The following is an 18,276-nucleotide window of genomic DNA, read 5'->3' as shown; positions in this document are numbered from 1 at the left end:
TTTTTTATCAGGGCAACTGTTATCCACGATTGCCCTTGGTGATCAAGAACAATCGAATGGCCTGGAGGATCGGATGGCGGAAGGTAACCGTCCCGCCCCCTCAAGAGAAAGTCACGAAGGGGTGAGGACCGGATAATTGATCGGCTTTGTCAGCGGCGATTGTGGGCATGCCACACCCTCCTCCACAGGTCCCGGCAAAGTCAGATCAGTTTCAGCAGCCCTTGGGTGAAATAGACGGCTCCGATGCCGGTGACGATCCAGCGTGTCCAGGCGCGGAAATTCTGATCCGTCATTCTTTGCAGGATGTCGTTGCCCGCCCGCGTGCCGAGGATGGCGATTGGCGCGGCGATCAGGATCGAGATCCAGTCGGTCGGCGGCAGTGCGGTTGCCGCGTTCCAGTAGAACGCCACCTTTGTTGCATGCGAGGCGACCTGCACCGCGGCTTTGGTGGCGATTACCTTGCGCCGGTCCATCATCGTTCGGATGAAGAAGATATCGATCGTCGGGCCGGAAACGCCAACGCCCACGATCAATGCTCCGGCGATCAACCCGCAGATGAGGGCATGGTGAGGCTTGGACGCATCGAGCTGCAGCTTCGAAACCGGCAGCCAGACGAGGATCGGCATCAGACCGATCGCGATCGATACGACGATGATATCCGGCTGATAGTCGACGATCAGGAGGATGATACTCGATATGACGAGGCCCAGGCCCAGGATACCGAGGATCCTGTAGTCGATATAGGCGCGGGAAAACCAGGCGCGCGAGCCGTTGGACACCATCTGGATGACGCCATGGATGGCGATTGCGGTCCCGACGGGAAACAGGAAAAGCAGCACCCAAAGCAGGATTAGCCCGCCCGCCATTCCGAAAATCCCCGAAAGCAGCGATGTCAGGAAAACGATAACGGCCATTCCAATGAGGATGACGACGGTCAAGGGCGGGACCTTAAGTTAGGGAATCTCACCTGGATGAGAAGAGATACATGTATTGGAGGCAGGGCTTACCCCTTCACCAACAAAATCAAGACTTAGCTACGCCAAGCTCTTGATTTTGTAACCTCTCCCACCAAGGGAGAGGTAGACTCGTGGCAGCGCGGCATCCCTATCTCTCCCCTTGCGGAAGAGAAAGCGATTTCAACATCTTAGCTGAAAGCTAAATGTTAGAAATCGCAAGTGAGGGGATTTGAGTGGGAATCTACACTCTTCCGCAATTCACCCGCCGACCTTCGCCGGCGGGTGACCATCCGACAAGATCAGGCGGCAAGATCGCGAAGAACGGTCTGCAGGATGCCGCCATTGTTCATGTAGATGACCTCGTCGAGCGTATCGATGCGGCAAAGGATGTTGATCTCCTTCACCGTGCCGTCGCCGTAGGTGATCTTGGCGGTCTTCCACTCGCGCGGCTTGATGTCGCCTTCCAGGCCCTCGATGGTGACGGTCTCGTCGCCCTTGAGACCAAGGCTTGCCCAGGTCATACCTTCCTCGAAAACGAAGGGTACGACGCCCATGCCGACCAGGTTCGAACGGTGGATGCGCTCGAAGGACTGGGCGATGACCGCTTTGACGCCGAGCAGGTTGGTGCCCTTGGCCGCCCAGTCGCGCGACGACCCGTTGCCGTATTCGACGCCGGCGAAGATGACGAGCGGAACGCCCTCAGCCTTGTACTTCATGGCCGCGTCATAGATCGACATCTCTTCCTTCGACGGATAGTGGATGGTGTAGCCACCTTCCTTGCCGTTCGGGCCGAGCATGTGGTTGCGGATGCGGATATTGGCGAAGGTGCCGCGCATCATCACCTCATGGTTGCCGCGCCGCGTACCGTACTGGTTGAAGTCGGCGACCGCGACCCCGTGCTCCGTAAGGTAGGCACCGGCAGGCGAAGCTGCCTTGATCGAACCGGCCGGAGAAATGTGGTCGGTGGTGATCTTGTCGCCGAAGAGACCGAGGACGCGGGCGCCCTTGATGTCCTTGATGCCGCTGCCCTTCTTGCCCATGCCAACGAAGTAGGGCGGGTTCTGGACATAGGTCGAGTTGTCGTCCCAGGCATAGGTCTGCCCCGGAGGAACGTTGACCGCCTGCCAATTTGCATCGCCCTTGAACACGTCGGCATACTTGGTTTCGTAAAGTTCGCGGGTGACGTATTTCAGGATGAATTCCTGCACTTCCTTCGAGGTCGGCCAGATGTCCTTGAGGTAGACCGGGTTGCCGTTCTGGTCTTCGCCGAGCGGCTCGGAAGTCAGGTCCTTCTGCACCGTGCCGGCGAGCGCATAGGCCACGACGAGCGGCGGCGACGCGAGGTAGTTCGCCTGCACGTCCGGCGAGATGCGGCCTTCGAAGTTGCGGTTGCCCGAGAGCACGCCCGAAACGATGAGGCCCTTGTCGTTGATCGTCTTGGAGATCGGCGCCGGCAGCGGACCGGAATTGCCGATGCAGGTGGTGCAGCCGAAGCCGACGAGGTTGAAACCGAGCTTGTCGAGGTCAGCCTGCAGGCCGGACTTTGCGAGATATTCGCCGACGACCTGGGATCCGGGTGCGAGTGAAGTCTTGACCCAAGGCTTGGTCTTCAGGCCCTTGACGACCGCATTGCGGGCGAGAAGGCCGGCAGCGATCAGCACCGACGGGTTGGAGGTGTTGGTGCAGGACGTGATGGCGGCAATCGCCACATCGCCATGGCCGAGATCGAAGTCGGTACCTTCGACCGGATAACGGTTACCGAGCTGGCCGGGCTTCTTGTAGTCGGTGTCCATCGAACCGGCGAAGCCGGATGCGATGTTTTCGAGCGCGATGCGGCCTTCGGGACGCTTCGGGCCGGCCATCGACGGCACGACATCGCCGAGATCGAGCTCCAGCGTATCGGTGAAGACAAGGTCGGAACCGTCACCCTCGCGCCACATCCCTTGCGCTTTCGAATAGGCTTCGACGAGCGCGATGCGCTCCTTCGTGCGACCGGACATGTTGAGATAGTTGATCGTTTCGCCGTCGACCGGGAAGAAGCCGCAGGTCGCGCCGTATTCCGGCCCCATGTTGCCGATCGTGGCGCGGTCGGCGAGCGGCATGTTGTCCATGCCAGGGCCGAAGAATTCGACGAACTTCGAAACCACGCCCTTCTTGCGCAGCATCTGCACGACGGTCAGCACGAGGTCGGTCGCGGTGACGCCTTCCTTCAGCTTGCCGGTCAGCTTGAAGCCGATAACCTCCGGCAAGAGCATCGAGACCGGCTGGCCGAGCATGGCAGCCTCTGCTTCGATACCACCCACACCCCAGCCGAGAACGCCGAGGCCGTTGATCATCGTGGTATGCGAATCGGTGCCGACGCAGGTGTCCGGATAGGCGATCGTTTCGCCATCCTCTTCCTTGGTCCAGACGGTCTGGCCGAGATATTCGAGGTTGACCTGGTGACAGATGCCGGTGCCGGGCGGGACGACGCGGAAATTCTTGAACGCCTGCTGGCCCCATTTCAGGAAGCGGTAGCGTTCGCCGTTGCGCTGGTATTCCAGCTCGACGTTGCGGGCAAAGGCCTGCGGCGTGCCGAATTCATCGACGATGACCGAGTGGTCGATCACGAGGTCGACGGGTACGAGCGGATTGATCTTTTCCGGATCACCGCCGAGCGCCTTGATGCCGTCGCGCATCGCGGCGAGGTCGACCACCGCCGGAACGCCGGTGAAATCCTGCATCAGCACGCGGGCCGGGCGATAGGCGATTTCGGCTTCGGTCAGGCCCTTGTTGTTCAGCCATTCGGCGACAGCGAGGATCTGTTCCTTGGTGACGGACTGGCCGTCTTCGAAGCGGAGCAGGTTTTCAAGCAGGACCTTCATGGAGAAGGGAAGCTTCGAGACGCCCGGAAGACCGTTCTGCTCTGCCTTGGGCAGGCTGTAATAAACGTAGTCCTTGCCGCCCACGGTCAGGACGGAACGACAATTGAAGCTGTCGAGAGATTTGGTCACGGAAAACAACCCCGCTGATATAGAGCCAACACGCGCGTGCGGACGCCTATGCACTTCATGCACATCAGGATGCGGGTGCGACCATTTCCGCTGTCCGCACGAGAAGATTTGTGAGTCTTCAGGTTCGGCGCAAGATGGAAATCACGCCGGCCGCTGGCGTGGTTGCAGTGCTTATAGATAATTTCTAAGAAGGGTTCCAGACACTTGAAGCCCCTTCTCGAACAATTTTTTGGGTGGGGGTGAGCGAAACCCGAATGAAGGTCTCCGACATGCGGCTAATGGCCGAAAATTTGAGCGCCAGACGCGGTCAGGACCTGATCTTCAAGGACATCTCCTTCAATTTGGAAGTCGGTGAAAGCCTCGTTCTGACCGGGCGGAACGGATCGGGAAAATCAACGCTGCTGCGTGTGGTGGCGGGATTGTTGCACCCGGAAACCGGTCGGGTGACGTGGCATTCCGACGCAGCCGAATCGGGGATGCGTGCGGCCGAGGCCTGCCACTACCTCGGCCACCGCAACGCCATGAAGGCGGAACTCTCGGTCTTTGAAAACCTCTCCTTCTGGAAGGAGTTCTTCGGCGATTTCCAGGGCAGGAAAGGCGTTTCCGTCGGCGAAGCGGCCGACGCGGTGGGCCTTGGCGGAATCGCTCATCTTCCCTTCGGTTACCTCTCGGCGGGTCAGCAGCGCCGCATGGCCTTCGCCAAGCTGCTTGTCGTTCATCGGCCGGTCTGGATACTCGACGAGCCGACTGCGGCACTCGATGTGAATGCAGAGAAAGTGTTTTCGACCCTGATCAAAGCGCATCTTGCAGAAGGCGGCATCATGCTCGCCGCAACTCATCAGCCGCTCGGGCTGGAGCATGCGAAGGAACTGCGGATGACGGGATTTGCGGGTGTGATGGAGGATAGGTGGTGATGAGTTTTCATTCTCCTGCCCGCGCTCTCGTTACTCCCCTCAGCCCTACCGGCAGCCACATCACACGATCACCCCTCATCCGGCTTGCCAGCCACCTTCTCCCCGTTTTGACAGGGAGAAGGAAATATGCCGCGCGCTTTTCCCCAGCCATAACTGTTCGATCGGGCACGTTCCCTCTCCCCGCTGGCGGGGAGAGGGTGAGGGGCAACCTCGAAAGCTCGTTCGCATGATCTCCCTCCTCCTTCGCGATCTCAAACTTTCGGTGCGCGCCGGCGGCGGGGCGCTGATCGGCGTCTTGTTCTTCATGACGGTCGTCGCCGTCATCCCCTTCGGTGTCGGACCGGACCTCAATCTCTTGTCCCGCATCGGCCCGGCGATCGTCTGGATCGGCGCGCTGCTTTCCGCCCTTTTGGGCCTCGACCGGATGTTCCAGACCGACCGTGAGGATGGCTCGCTCGACCTTCTCCTCATGCAGGAACACCCGCTGGTGCTGACGGTGCTCGTCAAATGCATGGCGCACTGGCTGGGTAACGGCCTGCCGCTCGTCATCGCCTCGCCGCTGCTCGGCCTCTTCATGAACATGAACGAGCTGGCGATCGGCGCCACCATGCTGACGCTACTGGTCGGCACACCGGCGCTCACCTTCATCGGCGCGGTCGGCGCGGCGGTCGCGGTGGCACTGCCTCGCGGCGGCCTTCTGGTCTCGATCCTCGTGCTGCCGCTTGCAATTCCGGTGCTGATCTTCGGTGTCAGCGCCTCTTATGCGGCAGTCGAGGATCCTGCCCCGTTTATGCCGCCTTTCCTGATATTAGTGGCGATCACGATGTTTTTTGCCGTTCTCGGCCCGGTCGGTGCGGCACTGGCGTTGAAGAATGCCGGCGATTGACTAGGATCAAGACATCCAGCGCTATGGCAGTTTAGAAAGATTCCATGTCAGAAAGCCTCGCCATCACTAAGTTCAGCGATCTCGCCAATCCGACACGCTTCCTGGCACTTGCGGCCCGGATATTGCCCTGGATGGCGTCGATCACGGCGATCCTTTTTGCCATAGGGCTTTATCTGAGCTTCACGACGGAAGGCGATTACCAGCAGGGCCAGACGGTGCGCATCATGTACATCCATGTGCCGGCCGCCTGGCTGTCGATGATGTGCTACACAGTTATGGCCGCTTCGGCGATCGGCACGCTGGTCTGGCGCCATCCGCTCGCCGACGTCAGCCACAAGGCGGCGGCTTCGCTCGGCGCCGCCTTCACGCTGATCGCGCTCGCTACCGGCTCGCTCTGGGGCAAGCCCATGTGGGGCACCTGGTGGGTCTGGGATGCACGGCTGACCTCCGTCTTCGTGCTCTTCCTCATGTATCTCGGCCTGATCGCGCTGAACCGCGCCATGGACGATCCCTCCAGGGCAGCGCGCGTCTCCGCCGTTCTCATCCTCGTCGGCTTCGTCAACATTCCGATCATCAAGTTTTCGGTCGACTGGTGGAACACGCTGCACCAGCCGGCGAGCGTCGTTCGCCTCGATGGCCCGACCATCGATCCGGAGTTTCTCCGGCCCCTGCTGATCATGGCCATTGCCTTTACGCTGCTCTTCTTCACCCTGCATGTTATGGCGATGCGCAATGAGATCTGGCGCAGGCGCATCGCCGCCCAGCGCCGCATGGCGGCGCGCATGGCCGGACGGGAGGCTTAAAGATGATGACGCATACGTTCTACATCTCCGTGTCCTATGCGGTCACCGCCTTGATCACCCTCTGTCTGATCGGCTGGGTATGGCTTGACGGCCGCGCCCGGCAAAGGGAGCTGGCCGAACTCGAAGCCTCCGGTATCCGTCGCCGTTCAGCACAGCCCAAGGGCGACCTGGCGAAGAGCGACGCATCATGAGCATCGAGACCGAAAACCAGCCGGTACAGCGCAAGGGCTTCGCACGCTATGCGCTGGCGCTGATCCCCCTCGTCGTTTTCCTCGGCTTTGCGGGCGTTGCCGGCAAGATGCTCTACGACCAGGATGTCAACGGCCGCGACATTTCCGCCATCCCCTCGGCGCTGATCGGTAAAAAGGCCCCGTCACTTTCGCTCCCGCCGCTCGAAGGCTCGAACACGGCCGCTCTGACCGACGCGGCGATCACCGGCAAGCTGACGCTGGTCAACGTCTTCGCATCGTGGTGCGTGCCCTGCCGGCAGGAACATCCGATCCTCAAGGCCCTGGCTGATGACAGCCGGCTGAATATCGTCGGCATCAACTACAAGGACCGCAATGACAACGCGCTGCGGTTCCTCGGCGAACTCGGCAATCCCTACAAGGCGATCGGCGTCGATCCGAACGGCAAGGCGGCGATCGATTGGGGCGTCTACGGCATTCCGGAGAGCTATCTCGTCGGGCCGGACGGCACGATCCTCTACAAGCGCGTCGGGCCTTTCGACGAACGCAGCCTAACCCAGGAACTCATGCCGGCGATCGAAAAAGCGACAGCCGCCACGAGCTGATCAAGGCAGCGCCGCCTGCCATTCGCGGATCGCATCGACCGGCCAGATGAGCATCAGCACGTTGAGGGTCAGGTTGTCGCGGATGATGAAGCCGGTCAGCAGCTCGAAGAAGATCGCCATCACGACCGTCAGCCAGACCGGCAGGCGCGCGGCGAACAGAAAGCCGATCACCATGAAGACGGTATCCATCGCCGAATTAATAATGCTGTCGCCGGTATACCCGAGCGCCATCGTCGCAGTGCGGTAGCGGTCGATGATGACCGGCGAGTTTTCCGCAATCTCCCAGGCCGCCTCGATCAGGATCGCCAGCGAAAGCCGGCCGGTGAGTGGCGCGCGGCGCAGGATCAACCATCCGAGACCGTAGAAGAGGAAGCCGTGGATGATGTGGGACGGCGTGTACCAGTCGGACAGGTGCTGCGAGTTGCCGCTGGTGTTCACCCCGCCTTCCCAGAGCTTCACGAACCCGCACTCGCAGATCGGAATACGGCCCATCCAATAGAGAATGGCAATCTGGCCCAGGAAAAGGATAAGCGCGGCAAGCAACCAGCGCTTTGAAGAGGAGCCGGAGGAGGAAAGGTCGACTGCCGTCACTTTTCGGTTTCCACAGCCGGCTCGGCAATCGTGTGCCGCATGATGAGCGGCATCTGGGCGAGTGTGAAGGCGATGGTGATCGGCATCGTGCCCCAGACTTTGAAGTTGACCCAGACCGCATCGGAGAAATTACGCCAGACCACCTCGTTCAGCACGGCGAGGAACAGGAAGAAGATGCCCCAGCGGAGGGTCAACTTTTTCCAGCCTGTCTCGTCAAGCTGGAAGGCTGCGTTGAAGACATAGCCGAGCAACGATTTGCCGAACATCAGACCCACAAGCAGCGTCACGCCGAACAGCGAATTGACAATGGTCGGCTTCATCTTGATGAAGGTCTCGTCCTGCAGCCAGATCGACAGCGAACCAAAAATCATGACCACGATGCCGGAAACGAAGGGCATGACCGGCAGGTGATGGAAAACGATCTTCGAGATGATTAGCGAAATGACGGTCGCGACCATAAAGAGGGCCGTCGCGATGAGAAGCGGCCCACCAATCGCCGAAAGCGCCGGGAATTTAGCGACGAGCCATTCTCCGCGCAGGTTGCCGAAGAAAAAGACGAGAAGCGGGCCGATCTCCAGCGCCAGCTTCAGCATCGGATGTTGCTTCTCTTCCTTGGTCGGCGTGATGTCGCTTTCAATCGTCTGCATGGGTTCCAACTTTAAACTCGTACCGGCAAAGCCAAATCGTCTTTCTGTGTCATCAATGCGTCAAACCGGCAATAGCGCTGGCAAAATCCTGCGCCTCGAACGGTTCGAGGTCGTCGACGCCCTCGCCGACGCCAATGAAATAGACCGGCAGCTTGTGCTTGGCGGCGATGGCGACCAGGATACCCCCGCGCGCCGTGCCGTCGAGCTTAGTCATGATCAGGCCGCTGACGCCCGCCACGTTGCGGAAGATTTCCACTTGGCTCATGGCGTTCTGGCCGGTCGTGGCGTCCAGCGTCTGGAGAACCGTGTGCGGCGCATCCGGATCGAGCTTACCCAGCACCCGGACGATCTTTTCGAGTTCGGCCATCAGCTCGGTGCGATTCTGCAGCCGGCCGGCCGTATCGATGATGAGGACATCCGATTTGTTGGCGCGCGCCTGTTCGTAGGCGTCATAGGCAAGCCCTGCCGCATCCGCACCGAGCCTGGTACCGATGAATTCCGATCCCGTGCGGTCCGCCCAGATCTTCAACTGCTCAATGGCCGCGGCACGAAAGGTGTCGCCGGCGGCGAGCATGACCTTGAGGCCGGCACCGGAGAGCTTTGCTGCCAGCTTGCCGATCGTCGTCGTCTTGCCCGTGCCGTTGACGCCAACGACGAGAATGACATGCGGCTTGTGATTGAGATCGAGCTGTAGCGGCTTGGCGACCGGAGACAGGACCTTGGTGATCTCGCCAGCCATGATGCGCGAGACGTCCTCGCCGGTGACGTCCTTGCCATAGCGCTCCGAGGACAGCGCACCGGTGATGCGCATGGCCGTCTCGACGCCGAGATCTGCCTGGATCAGCAGGTCTTCCAGTTCCTCCAGCGTGTCCTCGTCCAGCTTGCGCTTGGTGAATAGCGCCGTGATCTGGCCGGTAAGCTGCGATGAGGTGCGGGCAAGACCTGCCCGCAGGCGCTGGAACCAGGTGAGTTTTGGCGCCAGGGCGACGAGGGTGGGTTCCGGTTCGGGTTTGGTGGTGGAGAAGCCTTTGGGAAGGGAGGGCTCATTGGCCCGGCCCAGCCCCTCGCTTTCGCTCGGGGCGTTCGGCGCTGCAATCGATTCACCGGATCGATTGCTCTGCTCCGCAGACGGTAGATCTTGCTGTTCAGCCTCAGCCTCGGCTTCTGCCTCCAGCAGAGATAACGGCGCCACACCGATGTCCGATGTGTCCTCCACGCCCGGAAGCAGCGCCGGCTCTTCGTCCCCTGCTGTTTCCGGTTCGTAAAGCTGAATATTTTCCGCCGCCGCATCCGCCGCGGGTCCACCCGCCGTCTCGATCTCCGTTGGCGCGACCGGATCGACGGGCGAAACCGGCAGGTCTTCTTCGCGGGATTTGGGTTCGAGCTCCGCTTCTACGGCTGCAACGTCTTCCGGCCTTTCCGCCTCCGGTGCCGGCTCCTCGGCAGGCTTGCCGAAGGTGAAGACGCGTTTGATGAAGCCCAATGCCATGAGAGATCAATCCGTTCCGGTTATGCTGCCCAGGAGGGGACACTGGCAGGCATCACCTGCATGTCCAGATGTCTGCCGTCATGGCCGGTAATGATAACGCGCTTGAAGTCGCGGGGAATAAGGCCGGGTGCCGCAACCAGCGAAAAGTTTTCGGTATGGGCCATGCCATTGTTTTCGACGATGACCGACTGCTCGGTGCCGATCATGCGATCAAGGTGTGCCCGATGCAGCACCTCGCCACGGGCACGCAGCCTTGCTGCGCGGTCCTTGACCAGCGTCCGGTCGAGCTGCGGCATGCGTGCCGCCGGCGTGCCGGGCCGCGGGCTGTAGGGGAAGACGTGCAGGAAGGAAATGCCGGCTTCTTCCGCAAGCATCGCGGCGTTCTCGAACATTTCTTCCGTTTCTGTCGGAAACCCCGCGATCATGTCGGCCCCGAAAGCAATATCGGGTCTGAGGCGCCGCGCCTGCTCGGTAAAGGCGAGCGCATCGGCGCGCGAATGGCGGCGCTTCATCCGCTTCAGGATCAGGTCGTCGCCGTGCTGCAGGGAAAGATGCAGATGCGGCATGAAACGCGGCTCGTCGGCGATCAGGTCCCAGAGGTGCTTGTCCGCCTCGACGCTGTCGATAGAGGAGAGACGCAGGCGAAGAATCTCCGGCACCTGTTTCAGCAACGTCTTCGCCAGGTAGCCAAGTGACGGCTGACCGGGAAGATCGGCGCCATAGCTGGTGGCATCCACGCCGGTCAAAACGATCTCGCGATAGCCGCTTTCGGCGAGTTTGCGGGCCTGATCGACCACGGCGCCCATCGGCACGGACCGGGAATTGCCGCGGCCATAGGGGATGATGCAGAAAGTGCAGCGATGGTCGCAGCCGTTCTGCACCTGGATGAAGGCGCGCACATGCCCGTCGATGTGTCTGACCATCTGCGGCGCCGTGGCCCTGACACTCATGATGTCGTTGACGCGGAGCTTCTCTTCCGCCGAAACGCCGAAATCCGGCAGCCCGCGATAGGAGGCGCTTTTCAGCTTCTCATCGTTGCCGAGCACGGCATCCACTTCCGCCATGTCGGCAAAGGTCTGCTTTTCCGTCTGGGCGGCGCAGCCGGTGACGATGATGCGGGCATGCGGATTTTCACGCCGGGCGCGGCGGATCGCCTGGCGGGCCTGGCGGACGGCCTCGCCGGTGACGGCGCAGGTATTGACGAGGATCGCATTGTTGAGCCCCGCCTTTTCGGCTTCGGCCCGCATCACTTCCGATTCATACGTGTTGAGCCGACAGCCGAAGGTGATGACATCGACGCCGCTCAATTGACCCCGGCCTCCCGCTCCTGGTCTCGTGTGAAGCTGCCTGTTTGCGGATCGACCTTGCCGGACCATTCCCATTCGGCCGGGCCGGTCATCACCACATGGTCGTCTTCCCGCCATTCGATGACGAGCGGCTGGCGGACCGGGCTGGAAGCGACATCGATCGTCACCTTGCGGCCGGTGCGGCCGGTGCGCGCGGCGGAGACAGCAGAGGCGCAAGCCGCCGAACCGCAGGCGAGCGTCAGCCCGGCAGCGCGCTCCCAGGTGCGGGTGCGGAGCGACGAGGGGGATGTGACCTGCGCCAGCGTGATATTGGCCTTTTCCGGAAACATCGGGTGGTTTTCGAGGAGCGGCCCGAAACGTTCGAGATCGAAGCTCATCGGGTCGCGATCAACCCAGAAGATCGCATGCGGATTGCCCATCGACATGACCGACGGCGAATGCAGCACCGGCTGATCGATCGGCCCGATCTGCAGTTCGATACGGCTCGTATCGAAGAATTCTTCCGCGAGTGGAATGCGGTTCCATTCGAAGACCGGCTTGCCCATATCGACGGAGATGGTGCCGTCTTCGTGCTCCTGAGCGTTCAAAATGCCCGCGACCGTCTGGAAGGTGAAGGCCTTGCGGCCGGTCTCAGCGGCAAGCGCCTGGACGACGCAGCGCGTTCCGTTGCCGCAGGCCTGCGCCTTGGAACCGTCGGAGTTGAGGATGTCGATAAAGGCATCGGTGCCTTCCGCCTTCGGATCGTGGATTGCCATGATCTGGTCGAACCGGGTGGCGGGATCGGCGTTCAGAGCAATGGCGGCCTCCGGCGTCACCTTGCCGGTGCGGCCGCGCATGTCGATAACCAGGATCTCGTTGCCAAGCCCGTTCATCTTCGCGAATTCGACCATGTCTGCCATGACGCTCAATCCATTCCGGGCGAAATGCCCGTCTCTTGGGGCGTATATGGCGGAAATGCGGGGAAATTACCAGTGGGCGCAGATGGACAGACTCACCCCTTGGTGATGATCGAATCTTCGAAATCGGACGGGACACTGAAAGCTGCCTCTTAAGTTTTAGTTTTAGGTGACACCTCTCAGCGTCCCGTTCGGCGGTTTTTATCAGCGACTCCGGTCCCTCTGCCTTGGCCCTTCCGGACGGTTTTCTGCCGCCGGTTCCCGACGCGTTCGGCGGACTTTTGAAAAATCCGGCGAAACCAGCCGTCGGGCCACCATGTGTGCCGCCCCACCCCCCCCGCGATCAAAGATCGCGGAAAGCAGGCTTTGGCTCGTTGAGTGGAGCATGTACCTTTCGCCCGGCAAGGCGGGACATGCTTGCCACGCCCGGCGCGCTGTTCGGGCATCGGAAGCAGGCGGCCGGTCCGTAACCTTTTCGCTTCCCCCGTGTCGCCGGAGGGAGACCATTTTCCGCGGACCCGGACAATGAGGTTTCGCGTCCTACCCTCACCGCCCGCGCCGGCCCCGCCTCGCCGGAACGCCTTCCGGTGTATCCGATGCGGGACGGGATGATTGCAGGCACGGGTAAAGAGGGCGGGGAAACTGGAGCGATTTTTCCTGTCGATTTCTCGCAAGGCTTTGATTTGCCTCGCCACATCCCCCTCTGCCCTGCCGAGCATCTTCCCCCTCAAGGGGGAGATCGGATAGGCGCGCTGGTTTCCTCAGACAACCAATGCCGCCATATCCTTGCCGCAAACCGATTGCATAATACAATCAGATAAGAAGAGGGGTATATGGATAAGACGGAAACCGTTCGAAAGCTCTTCGCCAATTACCTGGCCAATCGAAAAGACCTGACCGATCCGCTGCTGACGGATGATTTTACCTTTTCGAGCCCACGCGACGACCATATCGACAAGGCCATATATTTCGAACGCTGCTGGCCGCAGCCGCCGGTCTTCAGCCATATCGTCGTGGAACGGCTATTCGTCAGTGGCGATGAGGTTGTCGTCGGATACAAGGGAGAAAAGGTTGCCGGCGGCGCTTTCCGCAATCTCGAACTGATGACCTTCCGGGGTGACCAGATCGCTTCGATCGAGGTTTACTTCGGGCGGGACGTTTAGGGACGTGCACTGGCAAGCCTTGACTTTCCCGCCCCTTTCCTGTTTAAGCCCGGCGATCTGCTGACAAGTCGAGAACTTGGAGCCGCCGACCGGGGCCGATAGACAGAGCCCGGAGGTCAACACCCGACAGCGCGTTGCGCCCTCGGGTGCTTTTTGGCTTTGTGTCTTGTTTTTGTCGTGGAGAGACCCGACGTTTCCGGAAATCCCCGAAACGCGAGAAGGAAGAAACGATGTTCGAAAGCCTCCAGGACCGTCTTGGCTCCATCTTGAGTGGACTGACCGGCCGTGGCGCATTGAGCGAAGCGGATGTTTCCGCCGCCCTGCGCGAGGTTCGCCGTGCGCTTCTGGAAGCGGACGTGGCGCTAGAAGTCGTCCGGTCCTTCACCGACAAGGTTCGTGAAAAGGCCGTCGGCGCCGAAGTCCTCAAATCGATCAAGCCCGGCCAGATGGTCGTCAAGATCGTCCATGACGAACTCGTCGAGATGCTGGGCTCGGAAGGTGTGGGCATCGACCTGCATGCAGTGGCTCCCGTCGTCATCATGATGGTCGGCCTTCAGGGCTCAGGCAAGACGACCACGACTGGCAAGATCGCCAAGCGGCTGACCGATCGCGAAAAGAAGAAAGTGCTGATGGCGTCGCTCGACACGCGCCGCCCGGCAGCCCAGGAGCAGCTCCGTCAGCTCGGCGTCCAGACCGGCGTCGACACGCTGCCGATCATCGCCGGCCAGTCGCCGACCGATATCGCCGCGCGCGCCGTGCAGGCGGCAAAGCTCGGCGGCCATGATGTCGTCATCCTCGACACCGCCGGCCGCACCCATATCGACGAACCGCTGATGCAGGAAATGGCGGAGATCAAGCGGAAGTCCAATCCGCACGAGATCCTGCTCGTCGCCGACAGCCTGACTGGTCAGGACGCCGTCAACCTCGCCCGCAATTTCGACGAGCGCGTCGGCATTACCGGCCTCGTCCTGACCCGCATGGACGGCGACGGCCGCGGCGGTGCAGCCCTTTCGATGCGCGCCGTCACCGGCAAGCCGATCAAGCTCATCGGCACCGGCGAGAAGATGACGGAGATGGAGGAATTCCATCCCCGCCGGATCGCCGACCGCATCCTCGGTATGGGCGACATCATCTCGCTGGTCGAGAAGGCTGCGGAAAACATCGATGCGGAAAAAGCCGCAGCGATGGCGAAGAAGATGCAGTCGGGCAAGTTCGACCTGAACGACCTCGCCGAACAGTTGAAACAGATGAAATCGCTCGGCGGCATGGGCGGTATCATGGGCATGATGCCTGGCATGGCCGGCATGAAGGACAAGCTCGCCGCCTCAGGCATGAACGACAAGATGTTCGACCGCCAGATCGCCATCATCCAGTCGATGACCAAGGCCGAACGCGCCAATCCTGATATTCTCAAGCATTCCCGCAAGAAGCGCATCGCTGCCGGTTCCGGCACCGATGCCTCCGACATCAACAAGCTTCTGAAAATGCACCGCCAGATGGCCGACATGATGAAAATGATGGGCGGCAAGGGCAAGGGCGGCATGATGAAGCAGATGATGGGCGGCCTTGCCTCGAAGATGGGTCTCGGCGGAATGGGCGGGATGGGCGGCATGCCCGACCTTTCCAAGCTCGACCCGAAGCAGATCGAAGCGCTGCAGAAGCAGGCCGAGGCCGCAGGCCTGAGGCCTGGCTCGATGCCGGGCCTGCCCGGCGGCGGCATGGGCGGACTTCCCGGCCTTGGCGGCAGCAAGCTGCCCGGCGGTTTGCCGGGTTTGGGCGGCGGCTTCCCGGGGCTTCCCGGCCTGCCCAAGAAGAAGTGATGAGGGAGGACGTTCGTGGTTGACCCCGAAGTCAAAGCAAGACTTTCAAGCTACCGCCAGTCCATCGACAACATCGATGCGGCGCTCGTGCATATGCTGGCGGAACGTTTCCGCTGCACCAAGGAGGTGGGCGTCCTGAAAGCCCAGTACGATCTGCCACCGGCCGACCCGGCGCGCGAGGAATACCAGATCCAACGCCTTCGTCGTCTGGCGAAGGAAGCGCATCTGGACCCGGATTTCGCCGAGAAGTTTCTGAACTTCGTCATCAAGGAAGTCATCCGGCATCATGAAGCCATCGCCGCCGAACATGGCGGCACGAAAGAAACCGCTTAGAACATATCGAAGACCAGCCCGCCTGATGGCGGCCTCAAGAAAAACCCAAGGAGTAAGTCAATGTCCCTGAAAATTCGTCTCGCCCGCGGCGGCTCCAAGAAGCGTCCGTACTATCATATCGTCGTTGCCGACGCCCGTTCGCCCCGCGACGGCCGTTTCCTCGAAAAGCTCGGCGCCTGGAACCCGATGCTCGCCAAGGACGATGCCAAGCGCGTCGAACTGAACGCCGAGCGCATCCAGGAATGGATCGCCAAGGGCGCCCAGCCAACCGACCGCGTGCTCCGCTTCCTCGCTGAAGCCGGTGTTGCCCAGCGCGAAGCCCGCAACAACCCGGAAAAGGCAAAGCCAGGCAAGAAGGCCCAGGAGCGTGCAGCCGAGAAGGCTCAGAAGGTCGCCGACGCAGCAGCCGAGGCCGCAGCGGAATAATTCTCCCTCCGTTCGGATCGCTTTTGACGGGTGGCACATCTTTGTGCCGCCCGTTTTGCTGTTTGCTTTTGATTGCACAAAGCTTAAATGAGGCGCGATACAACCGGAACGACCCGCATGACGAAGCTTGAAAACCCCGTTTTGATGGCAACGATCGGCACTGCTCAAGGCCTGAGGGGCGAGGTACGCGTGCGGTCCTATACGGCCGACCCGACGGCGCTCGGCGATTACGGTCACCTGTACAGCGAGGACGGGCGGGTTTTCGAGATCCTCGAAATCCGCGAAGCGAAGAATATGGCGATCGTCCGCTTCCGAGGCATCAACGACCGCAACGCTGCTGAAGCTCTGAACGGTCTCGAACTCTTCATCGAACGGGACAACCTTCCGGACGAGGAGTTGGAGGAAGACGAATTCTATTATGCCGATCTCGAAGGTCTCGAGGCGGTCGACGAGGCAGGCAAGAGCTACGGCACCGTGAGCGCCGTCTATGATTTCGGCGCCGGCGACCTGCTGGAGCTCAAAGGTCCCGGCCGTCGCCCGGCGCTGATCCCTTTTTCGGAAGCGGCAGTGCTGGAGATCGACCTCGAAAACGGCAAGATCCTCATCGATCCGCAGGCAGCAGGGCTGATCGAGAACCCGGATGACAGCCGCCGGGCCCCTCCCCACAAAGGCAAGTGATGACCTTCCGCGCGACGATCCTGACGCTCTACCCGGAAATGTTCCCGGGGCATCTGGCCTTTTCGCTGGCCGGCAAGGCGCTGGAGCGTGGCCAGTGGTCGCTCGATACGGTGCAGATCCGAGATTTCGCGGAGGACAGGCACCGCACGGTGGACGATACGCCGGCCGGCGGCGGTGCCGGCATGGTGCTGAGACCGGATATTCTGGCGAAGGCAATCGACCGTGTTTCCAAGGATGACGGCCGGCCTCGCCTGCTGATGAGCCCGCGCGGGCGACCGCTGACGCAGGCACGAGTGCGGCAGCTCGCTGCAAGCGATGGCGTGGTGATCGTCTGCGGCCGGTTCGAAGGGGTCGACCAGCGGGTGATCGATGCGCGCAACCTCGAAGAGGTGTCGGTCGGCGACTACATCCTCTCGGGCGGCGAGCCGGCTGCACTGACGCTGCTCGACGCCGTTATCCGCATCCTGCCGGGCGTCATGGGCAACGCGCTTTCGGGCACCCACGAGAGCTTCGAGGACGGCCTCCTCGAATATCCGCAATACACGCGGCCGCAGCTCTTCGAGGGCCGGGAAATCCCGGCCGTGCTCACCTCCGGCAATCATGCGGCGATCGAGAAATGGCGGCTCGAAGAAGCGAAGAAGCTGACGGCCGAGCGCAGGCCGGACCTTCTCTCCAATCAGCCCGTCACGAAATAATAGACCGTCAGGCCGATCCCGACGGCAACGACGCACCAGCGCATGACGGCCTGCGGCACGCGCCGCGCCATCCACACACCCGCATATCCGCCGAGTGCGCCGGCCGGAATCATAACAATGGCCTCGGCCCAGGCGATCACCCCGCCGCCCACGAAAACCACGATGGCGACTGCTGCGATCAGCACCGCCAACAGGTTTTTCAGCGCGTTGAGATGATGATACGTACCGCCGGTGGTGATGCCCAGCACCGCGAGCATCATGATGCCCATGCCGGCGCCGAAGAAGCCGCCATAGATGGATGTTAGAAACTGGCCGATGATGCAGGCGGGCGAATTTGCCGACCGTTCGGCGGAGGATTTCGGCTTCAGCCAGGGGCCGGCAGCAAATACAGCCGTCGCGGCAGCGAGCAGCCAGGGAACGATCTGTCGGAAGGAAGGATTGTCGAGCGACAGGAGCAGAAAAGCGCCGGCAAACGCGCCGACGACCGAGACGATGGCCAGTAGGAGGGCGCTGCGCCAGCGGTGGGCGATCTCATCCCGATAGGCGATCGTCGAGGTGATATAACCAGGAAACTGTACGATCGACGAGGTGGCGTTGGCGGAAATCGGCGGAACGCCCGCAAGCGTCATGGCTCCGAATGTCAGGAACGTGCCGCCGCCCGCGATCGCATTCACAGCACCGGACAGAAAGCCCGCGGCGGCGAGCAACGCTATCATCGTGATTGTCATGGTGTTTCCTCATCCCTTGCACGTGACATAGCTGCTTCGGAACCAGGCGGCAACGGCCGGCACATTCGTCACAAAATCGCTATGCAAGGGATGACAAGCGGGTTCGTTTCGTGTATTGGCCCACGCGGAAATGGGATCTGTCCCATCGACCGGCAACA

Annotated in this window: 19 protein-coding genes; 11 read left to right on the top strand and 8 right to left on the bottom strand. The window is 61.3% G+C overall.

Translation table 11 applies throughout. The annotated features are described in order from the left end of the window. Positions 1 to 200: 200 nt before the first annotated feature. Complete coding sequence (locus J2046_RS16275) at positions 201 to 938, bottom strand: sulfite exporter TauE/SafE family protein (RefSeq protein ID WP_210053516.1); 738 nt, start codon at positions 936 to 938, stop codon at positions 201 to 203. Between the two features lie 317 nt (positions 939 to 1,255). Further along, the gene (acnA, locus tag J2046_RS16270; protein WP_210053513.1) at positions 1,256 to 3,949 is read right to left on the bottom strand and encodes an aconitate hydratase AcnA; all 2,694 of its coding nucleotides are present in this window, start codon (positions 3,947 to 3,949) and stop codon (positions 1,256 to 1,258) included. Positions 3,950 to 4,218: 269 nt separating this feature from the next. Here acnA and ccmA point away from each other — a divergent pair, with 269 nt between their 5' ends. The 5 genes from ccmA to J2046_RS16245 all read left to right on the top strand — a co-directional run bounded on the left by ccmA (position 4,219) and on the right by J2046_RS16245 (position 7,345). Further along, complete coding sequence (gene ccmA, locus J2046_RS16265; protein ID WP_210053976.1) at positions 4,219 to 4,863, top strand: heme ABC exporter ATP-binding protein CcmA; 645 nt, start codon at positions 4,219 to 4,221, stop codon at positions 4,861 to 4,863. Positions 4,864 to 5,089: 226 nt separating this feature from the next. Continuing rightward, complete coding sequence (gene ccmB / locus J2046_RS16260) at positions 5,090 to 5,749, top strand: heme exporter protein CcmB (protein WP_210053512.1); 660 nt, start codon at positions 5,090 to 5,092, stop codon at positions 5,747 to 5,749. Positions 5,750 to 5,793: 44 nt separating this feature from the next. Beyond that, a complete protein-coding gene (locus tag J2046_RS16255; protein WP_210053510.1) occupies positions 5,794 to 6,552 on the top strand; it encodes a heme ABC transporter permease in 759 nt (252 codons plus the stop codon). A gap of 5 nt (positions 6,553 to 6,557) precedes the next feature. Continuing rightward, positions 6,558 to 6,743, top strand: coding sequence for a heme exporter protein CcmD (ccmD, locus tag J2046_RS16250; protein ID WP_210053974.1), 186 nt, complete (start codon positions 6,558 to 6,560; stop codon positions 6,741 to 6,743). Beyond that, a complete protein-coding gene (locus J2046_RS16245; protein ID WP_210053508.1) occupies positions 6,740 to 7,345 on the top strand; it encodes a DsbE family thiol:disulfide interchange protein in 606 nt (201 codons plus the stop codon). Before ccmD ends, J2046_RS16245 begins: the two co-directional genes overlap by 4 nt. Here J2046_RS16245 and J2046_RS16240 read toward each other — a convergent pair whose 3' ends face one another. From J2046_RS16240 to dapF, 5 genes are read right to left on the bottom strand one after another with little or no spacing between them, the layout of a single operon-like run. Continuing rightward, positions 7,346 to 7,936 (bottom strand): DUF2585 domain-containing protein, encoded by a 591-nt coding sequence (locus J2046_RS16240; protein WP_210053505.1) that lies wholly within the window; start codon positions 7,934 to 7,936, stop codon positions 7,346 to 7,348. Continuing rightward, complete coding sequence (locus J2046_RS16235) at positions 7,933 to 8,583, bottom strand: septation protein A (protein WP_210053504.1); 651 nt, start codon at positions 8,581 to 8,583, stop codon at positions 7,933 to 7,935. The genes J2046_RS16240 and J2046_RS16235 overlap by 4 nt, the downstream gene beginning before the upstream one ends. Before the next feature lie 52 nt (positions 8,584 to 8,635). Then, positions 8,636 to 10,072 (bottom strand): signal recognition particle-docking protein FtsY, encoded by a 1,437-nt coding sequence (gene ftsY / locus J2046_RS16230; protein WP_210053502.1) that lies wholly within the window; start codon positions 10,070 to 10,072, stop codon positions 8,636 to 8,638. 20 nt (positions 10,073 to 10,092) lie between these two features. Continuing rightward, the gene (gene mtaB / locus J2046_RS16225) at positions 10,093 to 11,379 is read right to left on the bottom strand and encodes a tRNA (N(6)-L-threonylcarbamoyladenosine(37)-C(2))-methylthiotransferase MtaB (RefSeq protein ID WP_210053500.1); all 1,287 of its coding nucleotides are present in this window, start codon (positions 11,377 to 11,379) and stop codon (positions 10,093 to 10,095) included. After that, the gene (dapF, locus tag J2046_RS16220) at positions 11,376 to 12,278 is read right to left on the bottom strand and encodes a diaminopimelate epimerase (RefSeq protein WP_210053497.1); all 903 of its coding nucleotides are present in this window, start codon (positions 12,276 to 12,278) and stop codon (positions 11,376 to 11,378) included. Before dapF ends, mtaB begins: the two co-directional genes overlap by 4 nt. Positions 12,279 to 13,108: 830 nt before the next feature. Between dapF and J2046_RS16215 the strand changes: the two genes are divergently transcribed. From J2046_RS16215 to trmD, 6 genes are all read left to right on the top strand, one after another. Next, positions 13,109 to 13,438, top strand: coding sequence for a nuclear transport factor 2-like protein (locus tag J2046_RS16215; RefSeq protein WP_210053495.1), 330 nt, complete (start codon positions 13,109 to 13,111; stop codon positions 13,436 to 13,438). A 230-nt stretch (positions 13,439 to 13,668) separates the two neighbouring features. Then, positions 13,669 to 15,258: a signal recognition particle protein gene (gene ffh, locus J2046_RS16210; RefSeq protein ID WP_210053493.1), complete on the top strand. Its 1,590-nt coding sequence runs from the start codon at positions 13,669 to 13,671 to the stop codon at positions 15,256 to 15,258. A gap of 15 nt (positions 15,259 to 15,273) precedes the next feature. Beyond that, positions 15,274 to 15,591, top strand: a complete 318-nt coding sequence (locus tag J2046_RS16205) for a chorismate mutase (RefSeq protein WP_210053491.1) — start codon at positions 15,274 to 15,276, stop codon at positions 15,589 to 15,591. A gap of 60 nt (positions 15,592 to 15,651) precedes the next feature. Next, positions 15,652 to 16,017 (top strand): 30S ribosomal protein S16, encoded by a 366-nt coding sequence (gene rpsP, locus J2046_RS16200; RefSeq protein ID WP_210053489.1) that lies wholly within the window; start codon positions 15,652 to 15,654, stop codon positions 16,015 to 16,017. 117 nt (positions 16,018 to 16,134) lie between these two features. Beyond that, the gene (gene rimM, locus J2046_RS16195) at positions 16,135 to 16,695 is read left to right on the top strand and encodes a ribosome maturation factor RimM (protein WP_210053487.1); all 561 of its coding nucleotides are present in this window, start codon (positions 16,135 to 16,137) and stop codon (positions 16,693 to 16,695) included. Then, positions 16,695 to 17,390 carry a tRNA (guanosine(37)-N1)-methyltransferase TrmD gene (gene trmD / locus J2046_RS16190; protein ID WP_210053485.1) on the top strand — a complete coding sequence of 232 codons (696 nt, stop codon included), beginning with the start codon at positions 16,695 to 16,697 and terminating at the stop codon, positions 17,388 to 17,390. The genes rimM and trmD overlap by 1 nt, the downstream gene beginning before the upstream one ends. Here trmD and J2046_RS16185 read toward each other — a convergent pair. Further along, positions 17,372 to 18,118, bottom strand: a complete 747-nt coding sequence (locus tag J2046_RS16185; protein WP_210053482.1) for a sulfite exporter TauE/SafE family protein — start codon at positions 18,116 to 18,118, stop codon at positions 17,372 to 17,374. The genes trmD and J2046_RS16185 overlap by 19 nt on opposite strands. Positions 18,119 to 18,276 lie beyond the last annotated feature (158 nt).

The sequence above is a fragment of the Neorhizobium petrolearium genome, assembly GCF_017873175.1.
Taxonomy (GTDB): domain Bacteria; phylum Pseudomonadota; class Alphaproteobacteria; order Rhizobiales; family Rhizobiaceae; genus Neorhizobium; species Neorhizobium petrolearium.
Note: the sequence above shows the minus strand (reverse complement) of the source record. Positions and strands in the feature narration are given on the sequence as shown.